This is a genomic window from Streptomyces griseobrunneus, assembly GCF_046713465.1.
Lineage (GTDB): Bacteria > Actinomycetota > Actinomycetes > Streptomycetales > Streptomycetaceae > Streptomyces > Streptomyces microflavus.
This window is the reverse complement of sequence record NZ_CP177080.1, coordinates 2,894,202-2,914,202: the sequence shown is the minus strand read 5'-3', so window position 1 is coordinate 2,914,202 and position 20,001 is coordinate 2,894,202. Positions and strand designations below refer to the sequence as shown.

Sequence of the window (20,001 nt, the reverse complement as noted above, 5' to 3'; positions counted from 1 at the left end):
GCAGGACGGCCGAAAGGTCACGGCGAGACGGCTGGACGAGGCGGCGTACAGATGTGCGAAACTCCGTCCATGCTGGGTGTTACCGACCTTCCGACCTACCTCGCCGGCCTGCTGCTGATCGTTCTTCTGCCGGGCCCGAACTCGCTGTACGTGCTCTCCGTCGCGGCGCGTCGCGGCGTGCGCACCGGCTATACGGCCGCCGCCGGAGTGTGGACCGGGGACACCGTCCTGATGACGCTGTCCGCGCTCGGCGCGGCCTCGCTGCTCCAGACCACGCCCCTGCTGTTCGCCGTCGTCAAGTACGCGGGCGCCGGCTATCTGACCTGGCTGGCGATCGGCATGCTGCGCGCTGCGGCCTCACTGTGGCGCGAACGGCACCGGCGCACGGTCGAGCTGGCGGAGGCGGCCGAGACGCCCGGGGCGGGGGCGACGATGGAGAACCCCTACCGGCGGGCGCTGGTGGTCAGCCTGATCAACCCGAAGGCGATCCTGTTTCTGATCTCGTTCTTCGTCCAGTTCGTCGACCCCGGCTACGCCTACCCGGCCCTGTCGTTCCTGCTGCTGGGGACGCTGCTCCAGCTCGCCAGCTTCCTGTACCTCTCGACGCTGATCTTCGGCGGCACCCGCCTGGCCGCCGCCTTCCGCCGCCGCAAGAGGCTCTCGGCGGGGGCGACTTCGGCGGCGGGCGTGCTGTTCCTGGGGTTCGCTGCGAAGCTCTCGCTCAGCAGCGTCTAGGCGTCCATAGGGCTCGGCCGGCTCCTCACTCGTGCCAGGCCTTCCCCCCGACGTTCCGGATCATCCGCTGGAGCACCTTCAACGCGGCGACGAACTCCTCGTCGGGAATGCCCTCGTGGATCTCCGCGCGGGCCTGCGCGACCCGTACGGACGCCCGGTCGCGCAGCGCGAGCCCCTCGGGGGTGATCCGCAGTCGGTCCCCGTCGTCCTGGATGATCAGCTCACGTCGGAGGAGTTCGTCGACGGCCTCCTCGATGCCGTCCGCCCCGGTGTCGAGGTACCCGCTGAGCAGGGCGACCACCTCGGCGCGGCCGCGGCCGTCCTCCTCCGCGCCGATGACCTGGTTCATCACCCACCAGGGCGGCTGCGTGAGCCCGTGTTCGGCCAGCGCCGCCCGGATGTGGGTGACCGTGGCGTCGTGCGCGGCCCAGCTCCAGTAGCCGATCGGCTGGCGGGCGAGTCCTGCGTCGTCGTGTGAGTAGTTCATGCCCCGAAGGTAGGACCTCAAGCCAACTTGAGGTCAAGTGGTTTGAGGCCCCGGAAGAGTTCCGTGACGCCGGCCGGCTGGTTCGGGAAGTCCGGGCGGGCGCCGACGTGGACGGAGAACTCGGCGGGCGGGGTGATGCTGCCCGCCGGGGCCGCCGCACCGAACTCCGGCCCGCCGTCCACGGACAGCGTCAGCCGGCCCGACTGCCTCTTCATGAGCGCGTGGTGCCATTGCCCGTCGTTGTACGCGGACGTGGTCTTCACCTCCGCGTACGCCGTGCCCGTGTCGATCGCGGCCCGGATCCTGCCCTGGCCCGGCTCCGCCCGGAGCCAGAACTGCCGGACGCCCGAGCCCATCCCGTACCCCCGGACGATCGGCAGCGCGCCCGTCGTGGCGGTGTGGCGGAACCACGCCGTGAGCGTGAAGTCCCCCGCGCCCAGGCGCAGCGAGTCCGAGCAGGAGACCAGGCGGAGGTAGTCGTCCTGGCCGTCGAAGGTCATGGCCCTGCCGGAGTTACGGTCGCCGAGCTGGGCGCCGCCGTGGATGACGGCGTGGTTGCCGTACTGGTTGGGGCCGACGTCCGGTGGTCGTTCGTGCCGCACCGGGCCGAGCTGTGCGCGTTCACGTACACGCCCCCGCCGGTCGTCTCCGCGACGGACAGCTCGGCCGGGAACGCGGAGGCGGCCCGGTCGACGTCCGCGTGTGCGCCCAGGTCCCAGGTCAGTCCGCCGTCGTCGCTGACGTACAGCTGACCGCCCGCCCTGCCGCCCGCGGTCGTGTAGTCGCCCGGGACGACGAGCCTGCCCCGGTGCGGGCCGCGGGGGAGCTGGATGCCGTGGCCGGGTCCGGTGGAGACCCAGGCCCGGTCGGCGGGTTTGAGGTGGGGGAGCGGGGCGCCCGCCGTCCAGCCTGCGCCGTCGTCCACGCTGTGCACGACGCGCAGGCTGCGGGGGCCCCGGACCGGGGCGCTCGGCGTTCCGCTCCAGCCGCCGGTCGCGTACAGCAGTGATACGCGCCCGGTCGCGGTGTCCACGACCGGTGCCGGATTGCCGTGCGCGTCCTCGTCGGCCGCGCCGGCCACCACCTTCAGCGGGCCCCAACTCCGGCCCCCGTCGGTGGACTTACGCATCACGATGTCGTTGTGCCCGATGTCGCCGCAGGTGGCGACCCGCCCCTCGGCGAAGGCCGGCAGGGCGCCCGAGGGGGTGGTGACGAGAGCGGGGATACGGAAGCAGCGGTAGCCCTCGGTGCCGGCCTCGAACGGGGTGGTCACCGCCGCCGGTACGGCTGCGGCAGCGGGGGAAGCGGGGGTGGTGAGGGCCGTGGCCGCCGGCATCAGGGTGAGGGCTGCTGTCAGCGGCCGGGTTCTGCGGCGACGCGGGTGCGGCGGCCGTCCGGGAAGCGCATGGTGTCGATCCTCGAATCCGTGCTCGTGGTCGATGGGCTCCGGCACTCACCGCCGTGACCGCACCCGCTGGCTCTGCTGCGTCATCGTCCGCTTCAGCCGGGGCCCGATCGGCTTCTCGACGAACCGGTGCAGCAGATGTGCCAGCACCAGGATCGCGACCACCGTGGCGACGAGGGTCAGCTGCGGCGGCAGGTGCAGGCCGCGGCTCATGACGCGGATCGCGAACCAGCCCAGGTGCTCGTGGAGCAGGTAGAAGGGGTACGTCAACGCCCCCGCGAACGTCAGCCAGCGCCAGTTCGCCCACCGCAGCCAGCCCAGTGCCACGGCGGCCACCGCCACGAAGGCGACCGTCACGATCAGCTGGATGACATAGGGGGAGCGGCCGAACTCGCCGCCCCCGCCCGGGTGCCACAGCGCGGTGACGGAGTACCGCTGTCCCAGCAGCCAGCTGACCAGGACGATGCCCCAGAGCAGCAGGTCGCTGCCGTGCCGGTACACCAGGTACAGCGCGAGGCCCGCGATGAAGTACGGCGAGTGGTCCCGCATGACCAGGGCGTCGGTCAGCGGATGGTCGGCGATCCGGGCGAAGGCGCCCGCCAGGGTCCAGCCGCAGCAGAAGATGACCACCCGGCGGTACGTCACCCCGCGCCAGACGACGAAGACGGCGAACAGGACGTAGAAGCGGAGCTCCACCCAGAGCGTCCAGCACACCCCGAGCACCCGGTCCACGCCCATCGGCTGCTGGAGCATGGTCAGGTTGACCAGCAGCTCGTCCAGGCGCAGCGGCCGCACGACGACGGGCAGCACGACCGCCGCAGCCGTGACGACGACGATCGCCGCCCAGTACGCCGGGTAGAGCCGGGCGACCCGGGAGCGGAAGAAGTCACCGACCGTGCGGCCCCAGCTGCTCATGCAGATGACGAAGCCGCTGATGATGAAGAAGAGCTGCACCCCCAGGCTGCCGTACGTCGCGAACGACGACAGCGTCGGGAAGAGGTGCGCGGGCGACTGGCCCCAGGACTCGGCGACCGTCCCTTCCTTGCCCGCGTAGTGGTAGAGGCAGACCATCAGGGCGGCCACGATGCGCAGCCCGTCCAGGGCCCGCATCCGGTCCCGTTTCCCGGGCGCCGCGGCGGGGCTCACCGCAACCGCGACCGGGCTCTCCTGCACCGGAAGCGTCAGCGCACCCGACCGTGTACCCGTCCGTGTACTCGTCACGTCCATCCCCCCGCTCATCTCCCTGTTCGTCCCCCGCTCATCCCCGCCCCCGTCAGCCGCGCGCGCTGCGGACACCGGGGAGCCGCCGGCCCGCGCCCCGCTTCCAGGCGACGGCCTGCCGGGCGATCCTGCGGACCGTCGCGTTGCGCGGGATGAAGTCGAGCTGCCCCGGAAGGGCCCCCGGCAGCGCCAGCGAGGTGAGGCGGCGGCGACGGAAGTACGGGGACGAGGCCGGGGCCGGATGCCCGGCGAGGTACTCCTCGGCGGCGGCACGCAGCCCCGGGTAGATCTGCGGCTGCATGGCGAAGCCGACGGCCGTGACCAGACCCGAGAGCTCCGCGCGCACCCGCTCCTCGCCCGGCAGCCGCCACGAGGTGACCGCCTCCCGGTCCTCCAGGGCGGGCAGCAGGGCGTCGACGATGGTGACCGGGACGCGGTTGCTGTTCTGGTACGGGGTCAGCGCGGCGAGCAGCTCCTCGGTGCCGACCCTCGCGACGGGGATGCCGTAGAACGTGGCGGCGGTGAGCAGCGCGGTGGAGAACGCCCCCACGACGAGCGCGGGGCGGGTCCGCTCGTACACCACCTCGGCGATCACCGGGGAGTCCAGGACGGTGAGTTCGGCGCCGAGCAGTTCGGCTTCCTGCTCCAGGGCGCGCGACCAGCTCACGGGGGCGGCGGGGTGCGGTTTGAAGACGACGCGGGTGTGGCCGAGCGCCACCGTGCCGCGCAGCATCCGCAGATGGAGCTCCTGCTCCTCGTCGGCGGTGAGGACGTCGATGGCGGACAGGTACTGGCCGAGAAGCAGCGCCGGGGAGCCGGCCGGTGCGGCGAACTCGTCGGCCGAGGCGGCCAGTTCACCCAGCACCTTCAGGAACTCGATCGTCGGCACGACCTCCGGCTCGACGTCGAACTCTGTCATCAGCAGCGGCCGCAGCCCCGGCACCAGGTCCAGGTGGAGCAGCCGCTGCACCCGGGTGCCGATCAGCGGATCGATCTTGCTGCGGGTGGGCCCGTAACTCATCAGCCCGTCCGCGTAGAGGTGGATGGGGCTCTCGCCGAAGATCTTGGCCACCGCGCTGGACGGGTTGGCCTGGATGGACTCGCAGGCGATCTCCACCGGCCCGTCGCCCAGCTTCCAGGCCAGCCGCAGATAACGCTCCCAGAGCAGGGTGTCCTGTTCGCGCGGGAACCAGCCGGCCGGGTGGAAGGGCCTGATGAACGCGTTCCACGAGTGGACCTCGTCGAACTCCGGCCGCAGCGAGGCGAATCCGGCCATCCGGTCGAGCGGGGTGCCGACCTCGGGGGCGGGCGAGGTGTCGCTGACGATCAGCAGCCGGCGGTGTTCGGCGCGCGGGCCGAACTGCCCCGCCCGGATCGCCGCGGTCACCGTGGCGGCGGCGTACTGGGAGGCCGCGAAGAAGAGCTGGGTGGAACGGATGGCAGACATCAGGCACGGGCTCCGGTGGCGGCGGCAGGTGTGGCGGCGGGCGTGGGCTCGGCGCCGGCGGGGCGGCGGCGTACCCGGCGCAGCAGGGCGGCGCGCCGGTCGCCCAGGGAGGTGAGGGTCTCGTCGAGCAGGTCACCGGGGAGCCTGCGCAGGGCGGCGGCGCTCATGGAGCGCAGCGTCCGCGCCACGCCCGGTTCGAACCGCTCGATGGACCCGAGGTGGTGGGCCATGACCGCGCAATAGGTGCGCATTGCCTTCGGGAGCAGAATATCCGCGTCGCGGTCCCGCGAAGTCTCCTCGATGACCTGGTCGAATGCCCGGATGAAATCGAGCTGGCGGACATCCCCGATCTGGGTGAGCGAGGAAGCGACCCCCCGCCGGTAGAAAACACCGAGCAGTCCGACCGCCGCGAAACTCTCCGCCTCCCGGTGCAGCCGCCAGATCCACGGCCGGTCCTCGGCGGTCCGCAGTCCGTCGGTGAAATGCAGAAGGCCCTGGTCGAGAAGGCGGCGGTGGTAAATGCCGGCCCAGGCGTACGGATAGTCCACCGAGGTGGTGCGGTCGGCCGGAAGGATCACCGAGCGGGGGCTGAGCACCACGTTCCGCAGGCCGTGCGGCACCCGGTGCACCGTCCGCGTGCGGCCGGTGACCTGCACATGGTCGGCGCGTACGAAGTCGCACTGCAGCCGCTCCGCCGCGGCGACCAGCTCCGCGAAGTAGCCGGGGGCCAGCCAGTCGTCACCGTCCAGGAAGGTCAGATACTCCCCGCTCGCCGCGTCGAGGCCGGTGTTCCTGGCCGTGGCCAGACCGCCGTTGCGCTCGTGGACGATCACCTTCGCGCCGGGAATGTCCTTCCTCGCGCGCTGGAGCACGTCGGCCGTCCCGTCGGTCGAACGGTCGTCGACGAGGATGAACTCGAAGTCCTCCCGGGCGTTGGCCCGAAGGCTTCTGAGGGTGTCGGGCGCGTATGTCTGCACGTTGAAGAACGGCACGATGACGGAGAGCTTAACCACCCGCATCACGCTAGTTGGAGACCCGGCACTTTCCTTGTCCCGGAAAAGTACTGCGGGTGAACGGTGAATGTCCGAACGGTGAAGCGGACCGAATAGGCCGCCAGTTGACCCCGCCGATCTGCGGAATCCCCAAGCGTCGGCCGCCTGTTAACCATTTGTTGCCGTCACGTTGGGCTGCTCATCGAAATGCCTTCCTAACTTCTAGGACGTGCCCCCACGTACCAGCAATACGGCCGAACCGGCCCGAACCCCCGCCGAGCCCCGCCCGGCGCTGCGGGTCGCCGTCCTCGCCGACTCCGACACCCGGTGGAAATGGGGCGCGCTCACCGCGCGCCGCCTGACCGACGGGGCGGACGAGCGGGGCGCGCGCCCCGTCGAGGTCAGCGGGCTGCTGCTGCGCGGCCGGGCCACCCCGACGCCCCGCCAGCTCGCGGAGGTCGGCGAGGTCGGGATCGACGCCGAGCGGGTCCGTGAGGTCACCGCGGTCGAGTTCCTGCACACCGTGCGCGAGCAGGGCTACGACCTCGTCGTCCTCGCCCTCGTCGGCGGCGGCGTCCAGGCGATGCTGCACGGGCTGGCCGCGCTGAAGCTGGAGCGCCGCCCGGTCGTCGTCACCGGATACGTCGGCGTCGTCTACGAGAAGCTCGCCGACGGCCTCCTGCTCCGCCACGGCGCGGACGTCGTCCTCGCCAACTCGGCCCACGACGCAGGACGTTTCCGCGCGGTGTACGAGGGAGTGGGCGCCGACGCCTCGGCCGTCACGGAAGCGGCGCTGCCCTTCCTCGGCGGAGCCCCGTACCGCGCCGAAGAGGGCCGCGACACCGTGGTGTTCGCCGCCCAGCCCTCCGTACCGGCCTCCCGCGCCGACCGTACGTACCTGCTCCGCCGGCTCGTCGAGCACGCCCGGCTGCACCCGCGCCGCGAGGTGCTGCTGAAGCTGCGCTCCAAGCCCGGCGAGCACACCACGCACATCGAGGAACTGCCCTACCAGAAGCTCGCGCAGCGGCTGCCCGGCGGACTGCCGCCCAACTTCCGCCTGGTGTACGGGCACATGGGCGAGGTCCTGGACCGCACCGACCTCCTGGTCACCGTCTCCTCGACCGCCGCCCTGGAGTCCCTGCACCGCCGCATCCCGACCGCGGTCCTCACCGACCTCGGCGTACGGGAGCCCCTCGGCAACCACCACTTCGTCGGCTCCGGGCTCCTCACCTCCTGGGACCGGCTCGACGGCGGGTTCCGCCCGCGCCCCGACGGGGAGTGGCTGGCCGGCCAGGGCGTCGCCGCCGACGGCTCGTACGGCACCGCCTACGACACCGCCCGCGCCAGGGTCACCACCCTGCTGGAAAACGTTCAACTCCCGCCGCTCGCCCCCTACTACACGCCCGCCACCGCCTCGGGCTACCTCCCCGGCATCCTCGCCCGCCACCATCTGGCCCCCGACGGCACGCCGCTGCCCGGTGCCGTCGCGCCGCAGGAGCCCGGCCGGGTGCGGGGCGCGGTGCGCGAGACCGTCCGCAACGCGGCGCGCGGCGCCTACCGCCACGGCGTCCAGCGTGTAGCCCCGGTGATCCGCCGGATGGGGGAGCTGTGACCACCACCCCAGGGACCTCCCCGACCTCAGGCACGACCTCAGAAGCTTCGACGACCCCAGGAGCAGCGATGAAGCCGCCCCCGACCGTGCTCGCCGTGATCCCCGCCCGTGGCGGATCCAAGGGCGTCCCCGCCAAGAACCTCGCCGAGGTCGGCGGCATCCCCCTGGTGGCCCGTGCCGTCCGCGCCGCGCTCGGCGCCCCCGAGGTCACCGACGTCGTCGTCACCACCGACGACGCGACCATCGCGGAGGCCGCCCGCACCGCCGCCGCCCACCTCGGCGCCGCCCACCGGCTGCACTGTGTGGAGCGCCCCGCCGCCATCGCGGGCGACACCGCCACCAGCGAGGCGGCCGTCCTGCACGCCCTGGACGTCTACGAGGCCGAGCGCGCCCGCACCGTCGACGTGGTCCTCCTCGTCCAGTGCACCAGCCCGTTCGTCTCCCGCGAGGACATCGACGGGGTGGCCAGGGCGGTGGCCCACGAGGGCGCCGACACGGCCGTCACCGTCGCCCCGTTCCACGGGTTCGTCTGGCGCGACGGGGCCGCGGTCGAGGAGGGCACGTACGGCGTCAACCACGACAAGTCCGTACGCCCGCGCCGCCAGGACCGCCCCCAGGACCACCTGGAGACCGGCGCCGCCTACGCGATGGACGCGGCGGGCTTCCGTACCCACCGCCACCGCTTCTTCGGCCACACCGCCCTGGTCCCCACGGACCCGGCCCGGGTGCTGGAGATCGACGACCCGCACGACCTGGCCCGCGCCCGCGCGCTCGCCCCGCTCCTGGACCCCTCGCCGCTGCCCTCCCTCGCGGACGTGGACGCGGTCGTCCTGGACTTCGACGGCACCCAGACCGACGACCGGGTCATGGTCGACTCCGACGGGCGCGAGACGGTGGCCGTGCACCGGGGCGACGGACTCGGCATCGCCGCCCTGCGCAAGGCCGGCGTGCCCCTCCTGATCCTCTCCACCGAACAGAACCCGGTCGTCGCCGCCCGCGCCCGCAAGCTCCAGGTGCCCGTCCTGCACGGCATCGACCGCAAGGACGAGGCGCTCAAGCAGTGGTGCGACGAGCAGAACATCGCCCCCGACCGCGTTCTCTACGTCGGCAACGACGTCAACGACCTGGGCTGCTTCGCCCTCGCGGGCTGGCCCGTGGCGGTCGGCAGCGCCCACGACTCGGTACGCGCCGCGGCGCGCGCCGTCACGACCACCCCCGGCGGCTACGGCGCCATCCGCGAGATCGCGGCCTGGCTGCTCGGCCCCACCCTCACCACCACTCCCTCTGTCCCCACAGTCCCCACCAAGTAAGGAAGCACCACCATGAGCACCTCCCGCCTGCGCACGTTCGGCACCCGTACCGCCGGACCCGGCAACCCCGTCTACATCACGGGTGAGATCGGCATCAACCACAACGGCGACCTCGGCAACGCCCTCGCCCTGATCGACGCGGCCGCCGAAGCCGGCTGCGACGCGGTCAAGTTCCAGAAGCGCACCCCGGAGATCTGCACCCCGCGCGACCAGTGGGACATCGAGCGCGACACCCCCTGGGGCCGGATGACGTACATCGACTACCGCCACCGCGTCGAGTTCGGCGAGGACGAGTACACGGCCATCTCCGAGCACTGCGCCGAGCGCGGCATCGACTGGTTCGCCTCCCCGTGGGACACCGAGGCCGTCGCCTTCCTGGAGAAGTTCGACGTCCCCGCCCACAAGGTGGCCTCCGCCTCCCTCACCGACGACGAGCTGCTCCGCGCCCTGCGCGCCACCGGCCGCACGGTGATCCTCTCCACCGGCATGTCGACCCCGAAGCAGATCCGCCACGCGGTCGAGGTCCTGGGCAGCGACAACATCCTGCTCTGCCACGCCACCTCCACGTACCCGGCCAAGGCCGAGGAGCTCAACCTGCGGGTCATCAACACCCTCCAGCAGGAGTACCCCAACGTCCCGATCGGCTACAGCGGCCACGAGACGGGCCTGCAGACCACCCTCGCGGCCGTCGCCCTCGGCGCCACCTTCGTCGAGCGCCACATCACCCTGGACCGCGCCATGTGGGGCTCCGACCAGGCCGCCTCCGTCGAGCCGCAGGGCCTGACCCGCCTGGTCCGCGACATCCGCACCATCGAGGCCTCCCTCGGCGACGGAGTCAAGAAGGTGTACGAGTCCGAGCTCGGCCCGATGAAGAAGCTCCGCCGGGTCGCGGGCGTCGTCGCCGAGGCCGACAACGCGCCGGCCCCCGAGCCGGTCGCGGTCTGAGCGCCGACCGGTGAACCTCGCCTTCGTCGAGAGCCCGGTCCAGCTCCTGAACGTCCTGGAGTGGACCCACGCCATGGGGGGAGACGACCCGGCCGCCACCACGGTCGTCGTCCTGCCCCCGGTCGACCCGATGTCGCGCGGCCAGCTGCGCCGGATGGCGGAGCTGGCCCGCGACGAGGGCATCACCGTCCGCTGGCAGGAGGCGCGCGGGGACTCCGGCGCGCCTCTCAAGGCCCTGCGCGCCCTGGCCGGACTGGTCAGGCGCGCCGACCACATAGTGATCGGTGACCCGTTCTCCCGCTATGTGCAGCTCCTGCTCACCCTGGTGCGCGCCGAGCGCCTCACGGTGGTCGACGACGGCACGGCGACCATGGAGTTCGTCACCCAGCTGGCCCGGGGCGAGCGGCTGACCCGCTGGCACCGCAAGGGCCGCGGCGGCCCGCGCGAACTGCTCCTCGCCCCGGTCACGGCCACCGCCCGCCGCCGCTTCACCCCGACGGCCCGGCACACGGTGGAGGTCTTCACCGCGATGCCGGTCGAGCCCCCCGAGGGCATCACCGTCACCGCCAACACCTTCGCCTGGACCCGCGCCCGCTTCGGCCCGCCGAGCGTCGGCAAGGGGGCGGACCTGGTCGGCACGTCCCTGGTCGAGACGGGGGTCGTCGACCCGGTCCCGTACCAGGAGGCGGTCACGGCCCTGGCCCGCGCCCACGGCGCGACCCGCTACTTCGCCCACCGCCGGGAGTCCGCCGAGAAGCTCCACGCCCTGGAAGCCGCCACCGGCCTGGAGATCGTCCGCCCGGACCTCCCCCTGGAACTCATCGCCCGCCGCGGCCCCATCGGCCACACGGTGGTGAGCTTCCCCTCGACGGTGGTCCACACCCTCCCGCTGGCCCTGGCCGGCACGGGCGTGAACGTCGCGGTCTGCGACATCGCCCCGGAATGGCTCCGCACGACGGCCTCCCCGCGCGCGCAGGGGTTTCTGAGCGGGGTCACGGAGACGGCACGGGGGGTACAGCGCCTGACGTCGACGGCCCACGCATAGGGGGAGGCAGGCGGCGAGGAAGCCGCAAGGTATACCCACTGTCACGGCCCGTCACACGCTCCCACCCGGCCTTTTGTTCCCCTGTGCGGCTGAAGTTTTGTTGATCTGTGGCCAGTTGAGGGGTGAAGGGGCCTACCCTTCACAAGGTGAACCAGTTGAAGTCCCGCGCCTCCCGCCCCGAAGACATGGTCGACCAGCCGGGGGGAGGTGGGCTGCCCGGCAGGCTCGGTGACGAGCTGAGGGCCGAGCTGATCGCCTTCCGCCGGGATCTGCACATGCACCCCGAGCTGGGCAACCAGGAGTTCCGCACCACCGCCGCCATCAAGGACCGGCTGGAGAAGGCCGGGCTCCGGCCGCGGGTGCTCGACGTGGGGACCGGGCTCGTCTGTGACGTGGGGGAGTGGGACGGCGTGACGCCCATGCTGGCGCTGCGCGCCGACATCGACGCGCTGCCGATCCCGGACACCAAGGTGGACGTCCCCTACCGGTCCACCGTCCCCGACCGGGCCCACGCCTGCGGGCACGACGTCCACACCACCACCGTGCTGGGCGCCGGCCTGGTGCTCGCCACGCTCGACCGGCAGGGGCTCCTGCCCAACGCGGTGCGGCTCGTCTTCCAGCCCGCCGAGGAGGTCATGCCGGGCGGTGCGCTCAGCGCGATCGAGTCCGGGGTGCTGGAGGGCGTCGGGCGGATCATCGCGGTCCACTGCGACCCGAAGGTGGACGTCGGGAAGATCGGGCTGCGCGTCGGGGCCATCACCTCCGCCTGCGACCGCCTGGAGATCTCCCTCGACGGGCCCGGCGGCCACACCGCCCGCCCGCACCTGACCACCGACCTGGTCACCGCCGCCGCCCGGGTCGCCGTGGACGTCCCCGCGCTGCTCTCCCGCCGCGTCGACGCCCGCTCGGGGCTCATCCTCACCTGGGGCCGCCTCCACACCGGACACGCCCCCAACGTCGTCCCACAGCACGCCGAGCTCTCCGGCACGGTCCGCTGCCTCGACCTGAACGCCTGGCGGGACGCGGCCGACCTGGTGCACGCCGCCGTGGACGAGGTGGCCGGAATGCACCGGGCCAAGTCCGTGATCAATTACGTACGGGGCGTGCCGCCCGTGGTGAACGACGCCGAGTCCATCGGCCTGCTGGACGCGGCGATGACCGAGCGCCGCGGGTCGTATGCGATCGAGGACACCGAGCAGAGCCTCGGCGGCGAGGACTTCTCCTGGTACCTGGAGCACGTCCAGGGCGCCATGGCCCGCCTCGGGGTCCGGCCGCCCGGCGACACGCGCGGTCTGGACCTGCACCGCGGCAACTTCGATGTGGACGAGGAAGCCATCACCGCGGGGGTCGAGCTGTTCACCGCCGCCGCCCTGCTGGCCGGACGGTCTTAGGCCCGCCTTAACGAACTGTTCGCGGGCCATCCATGGACGGACGCGACGCCTCCTGTTCGCGACGATCCGATAACGGCTTCCGTACGTGCTCTTATCTGACATCTACGCGCGTTACGATCGCCGCGAAACCAGCGCCGGAAGAGGCGCTTCGGTCAGGTTTGAAGGAGCCTTCCCTTGCGCCGGATCACCAGGATTGCCACCGTGGGCGTCGCGTCAGCGGCCCTCGCGCTCTCCGCCACCGCGTGTGGCGGAAAAACGTCGTCGGACGCAGGTTCCGACGGCGCTGACAAGGCCGCCATCGCGTACGACATCGGCGGCCGCGGCGACCAGTCGTTCAACGACGCCGCCTACGCCGGTCTCGCCAAGGCCGAGAAGGACCTCGACATCGACGGCAACGAGGCCGAGCCGTCCGACGGTGAGAGCGACGCCGACAAGGTCCAGCGCCTCACCGAGCTGGCCCGCGCCGGCAACAACCCGGTGATCGGCGTCGGCTTCGCCTACGCGCCCGCCATCAAGAAGGTCGCGCCGAAGTTCCCGAAGACCACCTTCGGGATCATCGACGACGCCTCGGTGACCGGCAAGAACATCGCCAACATCGTCTTCAACGAGGAGCAGGGCTCCTACCTCGCCGGCGTCGCCGCCGCCAAGGTCACCAAGACGAAGACGGTCGGCTTCATCGGCGGCGTCGAGACCCCGCTGATCAAGAAGTTCGAGGCCGGCTACATCCAGGGCGTCAAGGACACCGACCCGTCGGTGAACGTGCTCCCGCAGTACCTGACGCAGCCCCCGAACTTCGACGGCTTCTCCAAGCCCGACCTCGGCAAGGCCGCCGCCCAGGGCCAGCTCGACAAGAAGGCCGACGTGATCTACTCGGCCGCCGGTCTGGCCGGCTCCGGTGCCATCGAGGCCGCCTCCAAGGCGGGCAAGTGGAACATCGGCGTCGACTCCGACCAGTACAACCAGGCGGGCCTCGCCAACTACAAGGAGTCCATCCTGACCTCGGTCACGAAGGACGTCGAGGACTCGGTCTTCAACCTGATCAAGTCGGTCCAGGACGGCAAGCCGCAGACCGGTGAGATCCGCTACGGCCTGGACAAGGACGGCGTCGGCCTGTCGATGTCCAACCCGGCCTTCACCGAGATGAAGGACGTCATCGCCGCGGTCGACAAGGCCAAGCAGGAGATCATCGACGGCAAGATCACCGTCAAGACCGCCCCGTAACAAGGCATGACCGCCCTGTGACAAGGGCGGTCGAGGCCGGCCCACCGGCTGGTTTCCCAGGCCCTGTCCGTCCGCCCCGCCGCACACCGGCGGGGCGGACGGACAGGGCCGCCGGGCCCTCACCCGTACGCGGGCGGCGCCCGGATCCTGACCGGGCCGGCCGAGCATCCGAAGCGATACCCGCAGCAAGAACAGCAAGCAACGAAGAAGATCCGCCTTTCGCAGTGCTCCCCCATCCGGTCCCGGACCCCGCGTCCGGACTGTGACGTGCGCCTGTGTTTTACGATTCGGCAGCTCTACGCGTGTAGACAGCCCTCCGGCGCGATAACTTCACCCCGCCCCCCAGCCCCTCCGCCCCCGCTCCTGTCCGGCCAAGGAGAGTGCGTCATCAACGCGTCCAGCAGCCCCCCCGCCGTGGAACTTCACGGCATCACCAAGCGCTTCCCCGGCGTCGTCGCCAACCACGACATCGACATCACGATCGGCAAGGGCACGGTCCACGCCCTCGTCGGCGAGAACGGTGCCGGCAAGTCCACCCTGATGAAGATCCTCTACGGCATGCAGAAGCCGGACGAGGGCACCATCGCCATCAACGGTGAGCAGGTCTCGTTCTCCAACCCGGGCGACGCCATCGAGCTCGGCATCGGCATGGTGCACCAGCACTTCATGCTCGCCGACAACTTCACCGTCCTGGAGAACGTGGTCCTCGGCGGCGAGAAGCTGTACGGCATCGGTGCCGGCGCCCGCAGGAAGATCAAGGAGATCTCCGACGCGTACGGTCTCGGCATCCGCCCCGACGCGCTCGTCGAGGACCTCGGCGTCGCCGACCGGCAGCGCGTGGAGATCCTCAAGGTGCTCTACCGGGGCGCCCGCATCCTGATCCTGGACGAGCCGACCGCGGTCCTGGTGCCGCAGGAGGTCGACGCCCTCTTCGCCAACCTGCGCGAGCTCAAGGCCGAGGGTCTGACCGTCATCTTCATCTCGCACAAGCTGGGCGAGGTGCTGTCGGTCGCCGACGACATCACGGTGATCCGCCGTGGTACGACGGTGGGCACCGCCGACCCGGCCACCACCACGACCAAGCAGCTCGCCGAGCTGATGGTCGGCAGCGAGCTGCCCTCGCCGGAGACCCGCGAGTCCACCGTCACCGACGTGCCCATGCTGCGCGTCCAGGACCTCGCGCTCACGGTCACCGACCCCGACGGCACCGTCCGCGACGTCCTCGCGGGCGTCGGCTTCACCATCCACAAGGGCGAGGTCCTCGGGATCGCCGGCGTCGAGGGCAACGGGCAGACCGAGCTGATCGAGGCCCTGATCGGGATGCGCGACCCGGACGGCGGGGTGATCACCCTCGACACCGACGACATCTCGCACTCCCCGACCCGCAAGCGGCGCGAGGCCGGCATCGGCTACATCCCCGAGGACCGGCACCGCCACGGCGTCCTGCTGGACGCCCCCCTCTGGGAGAACCGCATCCTCGGCCACGTCACCGAGAAGCCCAACAGCCGCGGCTGGCTGCTGGACAACAAGGCGGCCCGGGTCGACACCGAGCGGATCGTGCGCGAGTACGACGTGCGCACCCCCGGTATCGAGGTCACCGCGGCCTCCCTCTCCGGCGGCAACCAGCAGAAGCTGATCGTCGGCCGCGAGATGAGCCACGCCCCCAAGCTGCTGATCGCCGCCCACCCCACCCGCGGGGTGGACGTCGGCGCGCAGGCGCAGATCTGGGACCAGATCCGTGAGGCCCGCCGCGAAGGGCTCGCCGTGCTGCTGATCTCGGCGGACCTGGACGAGCTCATCGGGCTCTCCGACACCCTGCGCGTCATGTACCGCGGCCGACTGGTCGCCGACGCCGACCCGGCCACCATCACCCCCGAGGAGCTGGGCTCGGCCATGACCGGTGCCGCCACCGGTCACCTCGAAAGCCCGGAGGACGAGGCCCGATGAAGAAATTCGACAAGGACCGGCTGATCCTGGGCCTCGCCGGCCCGGTGCTCGCCCTGGTCGTGGCCCTCGCGCTGACGACCGTGGTGCTGCTGGCCTCCGGCCGCAACCCGTTCGAGCCGTACCGGATCATGTTCGAGTCGGCCAGTTACGCCGACGTGCAGGTCCTGATCATCAACCAGGCCGGTACGTACTACCTCGCCGCACTCGCCGTGGCCGTCGGCTTCCGGATGAACCTCTTCAACATCGGCGTCGACGGGCAGTACCGCCTCGCCGCCATGATGGCCGCGCTGGTCGGCGCCAGCGTCACCCTGCCGGGCCCGCTGCACATCGCGCTCATCGTGGTCGTCGCGATGCTCGTCGGTGCCTTCTGGGCCGGTATCGCGGGCTTCCTCAAGACCACCCGCGGGGTGAGCGAGGTCGTCTCCACGATCATGCTCAACTCGATCGCCACCGCCCTGGTCGCCTGGCTGATCCTGCCGAAGAACTTCGGCGAGCAGCCCGCGGGCTCCAACAACCTGACCACCGGTGAGATCGCCGAGTCCGGCTGGTTCCCGGGGCTGCCGATGGGTGACGGGGCCGGCGAGATCTACGGCTTCACCTTCGTCGCCGCCGGCTGCGGCCTGCTCTACTGGTTCGTCCTCAACCGCACCCGGTTCGGCTTCGACCTGCGCGCCACCGGCGCCAGCGAGAGCGCCGCCCAGGCCTCCGGTGTGGACGCCAAGAAGATGATCCTCACCTCGATGCTGATCTCCGGTGCGGTGGCGGGCCTCGCGGGCCTGCCGACGCTGCTCGGCGACACCCACACCTACAGCCTCGACTTCCCCACCGGCATCGGCTTCACCGGTATCACCATCGCGCTGCTGGGCCGCAACAACCCGCTCGGCATCGCCTTCAGCGCCCTGCTGATCGCCTTCCTGGACAAGTCGTCGGCCTCGCTCGACCAGTACGGGTACGAGAAGGAGATCGCCACGATCATGCAGGGCCTGATCGTGATCTCGGTCGTCGTCTCCTACGAGCTGGTACGCCGCTACGGCGTCCGCCGCCAGCAGCAGAAGGTCGGCGAGGAGCTCGCCGCCGGCCATGCCCTCACGACCGAGAAGGAGGCGGCCCTGTGAGCACCAGCAAAGCCACCGCCGCACGCCACGCCCCCAAGAAGGGCGGCCGCCGCAAGCTCACTCTGCCCGTCGTCCTGCTCATCATCGCGGGCGGTCTCGCCCTCGTCTCGCTGGTCCGCCTCATCAGCGGCGCCGACGACATCACCTCGGTCGGCCAGGTCGCCGGCGCGCTGGAGCTCGCCGTCCCGATCGGCCTCGCCGGACTCGGCGGCCTGTGGGCCGAGCGCGCGGGCGTCGTCAACATCGGCCTCGAAGGCATGATGATCCTCGGCACCTGGTTCGGTGCCTGGGCCGGATTCCAGTGGGGTCCGTGGATGGGTGTCCTCTTCGGCATCCTCGGCGGCTGCCTCGGCGGCCTGCTCCACGCGGTCATCACCGTCACCTTCGGCGTGAACCACATCGTCTCCGGTGTGGCGATCAACATCCTCGCCGTCGGCGTCACCCGCTACCTCTCCAACTTCGCCTTCGACGGCGTGCAGGGCGGCTCCTCCAAGCAGTCCCCGCGCATCGATCCGATCGACAAGATCACCATTCCCGGGCTCTCGGACTGGATGCAGGACCTCCAGCAACGCCACTGGTTCCTGGTCTCCGACATCGCGGGCATCGTCGGCGGCCTGGTCACCGGCCTGTCGCTGCTGACCCTGCTGGCCCTGCTGCTGATCCCGGCCACCTGGTGGATCCTGTGGCGCACCCCGTTCGGGCTGCGGCTGCGCTCCTGCGGTGAGTCCCCGGTGGCCGCCGAGACGCTGGGCGTCAATGTGTACAAGTACAAGTACATCGCCGTCACCATCTCGGGCGGTCTCGCGGGTCTCGGCGGCGCGTTCCTCGCGATCGTCGCCACCGGCATCTACCAGGAGGGCCAGACCGGCGGCCGCGGCTACATCGGCCTCGCCGCCATGATCTTCGGCAACTGGATGCCGGGAGGTATGGCCCTGGGCGCCGGACTCTTCGGCTTCACCGACAGCCTGAAGCTGCGCGGCGGTGCGGAGAACGTCCACGCGATGCTGCTCCTGCTGGCGATCCTGCTGGTCATCGCGGTGTTCTGGCAGCTGTACAAGAAGAAGTACGTCACCGCGGTGATCTCGGCGGCCGTCTCGGCGCTGCTGTTCACCTGGTACTTCCTGACCGACCAGGTGCCGAGCCAGTTCGTCGACGCGGCCCCGTACGTCACCACGCTGCTGGTCCTCTCGCTCTCCGCACAGCGGCTGCGGATGCCGAAGGCGGACGGCGTGCCCTACCGGAAGGGCGAGGGCAAGTGACCTCGCCCGCCCCGGAGCAGGCGGTTCCCTTCGGCGAGTCCGACTGGGAGGCCCTGCGGGCCGCGGCCCGGGACGCCATGTCCCGGGCGTACGCCCCGTACTCGCGCTTCCCGGTCGGTGTCGCCGCCCGGGTGGACGACGGCCGCACGATCACCGGCTGCAACGTCGAGAACGCCAGTTACGGCCTCTCGCTCTGCGCCGAGTGCGGTCTGGTCTCCACGCTCCAGGCGACCGGCGGCGGCCGGCTGACCCACTTCACCTGTGTGGACGGCACCGGGTCGGTCCTGGTGCCGTGCGGCAGGTGCCGACAGCTCCTGTACGAGTTCGGCGGCCCCGAACTCCTCCTGGAGACGCCCGACGGGCGGCGCACGCTCGACGAGATGCTGCCCCAGTCGTTCGGCCCGCAGCACCTCGGCTGAACCCGCGACTCCCCGGCGGGGGGGGGGGGGGGGGGGGGGGGGGGCCCGCCCCCCCCCCCCCGCCATTCCCCCTCTCTATGCGCGTAGAGTCGTTGGAACTCTTGCGTACGCACCGGCCGGAAGGACTCCCATGGACGCCATCTCCGTCATCCGCACCAAGCGGGACCGAGGCGAGCTGACCCCCGAGCAGATCGACTGGGTCATCGACGCGTACACCCGCGGCGAGGTCGCCGACGAGCAGATGTCCGCCCTCGCCATGGCGATCCTGCTCAACGGCATGAACCGCACCGAGATCGCCCGCTGGACCGCCGCGATGATCGCCTCCGGCGAGCGGATGAACTTCTCCGCGCTCTCCCGCCCCACCACGGACAAGCACTCCACCGGCGGCGTCGGCGACAAGATCACCCTGCCGCTCGCCCCGCTGGTCGCCGCCTGCGGCGCGGCCGTGCCGCAGCTCAGCGGCCGGGGCCTCGGCCACACCGGCGGGACCCTGGACAAGCTGGAGTCCATCCCGGGCTGGCGGGCCCACATCTCCAACGAGGAGATGCTGAACGTCCTGGACACCACGGGCGCGGTCATCTGCGCCGCCGGTGACGGACTCGCCCCCGCCGACAAGAAGCTGTACGCGCTGCGCGATGTCACCGGCACCGTCGAGGCGATCCCGCTCATCGCCAGCTCGATCATGTCCAAGAAGATCGCCGAGGGCACCGGCGCGCTCGTCCTGGACGTCAAGGTCGGCTCCGGCGCCTTCATGAAGACCATCGAGGACGCCCGCGAACTGGCCTCCACCATGGTCGCGCTCGGCACCGACAGCGGAGTGCGCACGGTCGCCCTGCTCACCGACATGTCGACCCCGCTCGGCCTCGCCGCGGGCAACGCCCTGGAGGTACGGGAGTCGGTCGAGGTTCTCGCGGGCGGCGGCCCGCAGGACGTCATCGACCTGACCCTCGCCCTCGCCCGCGAGATGCTCGACGCGGCCGGCCTGAAGGACGCCGACCCCGAGAAGGCCCTGGCCGACGGCTCCGCCATGGACGTCTGGCGCCGGATGATCTCCGCCCAGGGCGGCGACCCGGACGCCACGCTCCCGGTCGCCCGCGAGCAGCACGTGGTCACCGCGCGCTCCTCCGGCGTCCTGACCCGCCTGGACGCCTACGACGTCGGCGTCGCCGCCTGGCGCCTCGGCGCGGGCCGCGCCCGCAAGGAGGACCCGGTGCAGGCGGGCGCGGGCGTCGAACTCCACGCCAAGCCCGGCGACACCGTCACCGAGGGCCAGCCCCTGATGACGCTGCACACGGACACCCCCGAGAAGTTCGACTACGCGCTGAAGGCCCTGCCGGACGCGTACGACATCGCCCCGGCCGGCACGTCGTACGCGGCGCTCCCGGTGGTGCGGGAACGTATCGCCTGACCTGCGCTTTCCTCGTACGGGTGAACGGGACTGGTGGACTGC

18 protein-coding genes are annotated in these 20,001 nt (G+C 71.4%); 12 read left to right on the top strand and 6 right to left on the bottom strand.

The window, feature by feature from the left end; translation table 11 throughout:
• The first annotated feature begins 69 nt into the window (after window positions 1-69).
• Window positions 70-735 carry a leucine efflux protein LeuE gene (leuE, locus tag ACK8N7_RS12820; RefSeq protein ID WP_403216287.1) on the top strand — a complete coding sequence of 222 codons (666 nt, stop codon included), beginning with the start codon at window positions 70-72 and terminating at the stop codon, window positions 733-735.
• Window positions 736-760: 25 nt separating this feature from the next.
• Here the strand turns inward: leuE and ACK8N7_RS12815 are convergent, their stop codons facing one another.
• The 6 genes from ACK8N7_RS12815 to ACK8N7_RS12790 form a co-directional block, all read right to left on the bottom strand.
• The gene (locus tag ACK8N7_RS12815; protein WP_403216289.1) at window positions 761-1,222 is read right to left on the bottom strand and encodes a MarR family winged helix-turn-helix transcriptional regulator; all 462 of its coding nucleotides are present in this window, start codon (window positions 1,220-1,222) and stop codon (window positions 761-763) included.
• Window positions 1,223-1,239: 17 nt separating this feature from the next.
• Window positions 1,240-1,722, bottom strand: a complete 483-nt coding sequence (locus tag ACK8N7_RS12810; protein WP_500442342.1) for a laminin G domain-containing protein — start codon at window positions 1,720-1,722, stop codon at window positions 1,240-1,242.
• Window positions 1,719-2,558: a sialidase family protein gene (locus tag ACK8N7_RS12805; RefSeq protein WP_500442341.1), complete on the bottom strand. Its 840-nt coding sequence runs from the start codon at window positions 2,556-2,558 to the stop codon at window positions 1,719-1,721. The genes ACK8N7_RS12810 and ACK8N7_RS12805 overlap by 4 nt, the downstream gene beginning before the upstream one ends.
• A gap of 117 nt (window positions 2,559-2,675) precedes the next feature.
• Window positions 2,676-3,866, bottom strand: a complete 1,191-nt coding sequence (locus ACK8N7_RS12800) for an acyltransferase family protein (protein WP_500442339.1) — start codon at window positions 3,864-3,866, stop codon at window positions 2,676-2,678.
• Window positions 3,867-3,900: 34 nt separating this feature from the next.
• Window positions 3,901-5,295, bottom strand: coding sequence for a polysialyltransferase family glycosyltransferase (locus ACK8N7_RS12795; protein ID WP_403216299.1), 1,395 nt, complete (start codon window positions 5,293-5,295; stop codon window positions 3,901-3,903).
• On the bottom strand, window positions 5,295-6,314 hold the full coding sequence (locus ACK8N7_RS12790; protein WP_403216301.1) for a glycosyltransferase family 2 protein: 1,020 nt from the start codon (window positions 6,312-6,314) through the stop codon (window positions 5,295-5,297). Before ACK8N7_RS12790 ends, ACK8N7_RS12795 begins: the two co-directional genes overlap by 1 nt.
• A 202-nt stretch (window positions 6,315-6,516) precedes the next feature.
• Between ACK8N7_RS12790 and ACK8N7_RS12785 the strand changes: the two genes are divergently transcribed.
• The 11 genes from ACK8N7_RS12785 to ACK8N7_RS12735 all read left to right on the top strand — a co-directional run bounded on the left by ACK8N7_RS12785 (window position 6,517) and on the right by ACK8N7_RS12735 (window position 19,959).
• Complete coding sequence (locus ACK8N7_RS12785; RefSeq protein WP_500442336.1) at window positions 6,517-7,899, top strand: DUF6716 putative glycosyltransferase; 1,383 nt, start codon at window positions 6,517-6,519, stop codon at window positions 7,897-7,899.
• Window positions 7,900-7,967: 68 nt separating this feature from the next.
• A complete protein-coding gene (locus tag ACK8N7_RS12780) occupies window positions 7,968-9,209 on the top strand; it encodes a cytidylyltransferase domain-containing protein (protein WP_403216305.1) in 1,242 nt (413 codons plus the stop codon).
• A gap of 12 nt (window positions 9,210-9,221) precedes the next feature.
• Window positions 9,222-10,154, top strand: a complete 933-nt coding sequence (locus ACK8N7_RS12775) for an N-acetylneuraminate synthase family protein (RefSeq protein WP_500442334.1) — start codon at window positions 9,222-9,224, stop codon at window positions 10,152-10,154.
• 10 nt (window positions 10,155-10,164) lie between these two features.
• Window positions 10,165-11,199 (top strand): hypothetical protein, encoded by a 1,035-nt coding sequence (locus ACK8N7_RS12770; protein WP_403216309.1) that lies wholly within the window; start codon window positions 10,165-10,167, stop codon window positions 11,197-11,199.
• A gap of 155 nt (window positions 11,200-11,354) precedes the next feature.
• Complete coding sequence (locus ACK8N7_RS12765; RefSeq protein ID WP_500445737.1) at window positions 11,355-12,590, top strand: amidohydrolase; 1,236 nt, start codon at window positions 11,355-11,357, stop codon at window positions 12,588-12,590.
• Window positions 12,591-12,764: 174 nt separating this feature from the next.
• Window positions 12,765-13,811 (top strand): BMP family lipoprotein, encoded by a 1,047-nt coding sequence (locus ACK8N7_RS12760; protein ID WP_032759863.1) that lies wholly within the window; start codon window positions 12,765-12,767, stop codon window positions 13,809-13,811.
• Between the two features lie 363 nt (window positions 13,812-14,174).
• Window positions 14,175-15,758 (top strand): ABC transporter ATP-binding protein, encoded by a 1,584-nt coding sequence (locus tag ACK8N7_RS12755; protein WP_403216375.1) that lies wholly within the window; start codon window positions 14,175-14,177, stop codon window positions 15,756-15,758.
• On the top strand, window positions 15,755-16,873 hold the full coding sequence (locus ACK8N7_RS12750; protein ID WP_403216311.1) for an ABC transporter permease: 1,119 nt from the start codon (window positions 15,755-15,757) through the stop codon (window positions 16,871-16,873). The genes ACK8N7_RS12755 and ACK8N7_RS12750 overlap by 4 nt, the downstream gene beginning before the upstream one ends.
• Complete coding sequence (locus ACK8N7_RS12745) at window positions 16,870-18,132, top strand: ABC transporter permease (RefSeq protein ID WP_403216313.1); 1,263 nt, start codon at window positions 16,870-16,872, stop codon at window positions 18,130-18,132. The genes ACK8N7_RS12750 and ACK8N7_RS12745 overlap by 4 nt, the downstream gene beginning before the upstream one ends.
• Entirely contained in the window at window positions 18,129-18,551 is a 423-nt protein-coding gene (locus ACK8N7_RS12740; protein WP_403216314.1) for a cytidine deaminase, read from the top strand. The genes ACK8N7_RS12745 and ACK8N7_RS12740 overlap by 4 nt, the downstream gene beginning before the upstream one ends.
• A 130-nt stretch (window positions 18,552-18,681) precedes the next feature.
• Entirely contained in the window at window positions 18,682-19,959 is a 1,278-nt protein-coding gene (locus ACK8N7_RS12735; protein ID WP_500442330.1) for a thymidine phosphorylase, read from the top strand.
• Window positions 19,960-20,001: the final 42 nt, after the last annotated feature.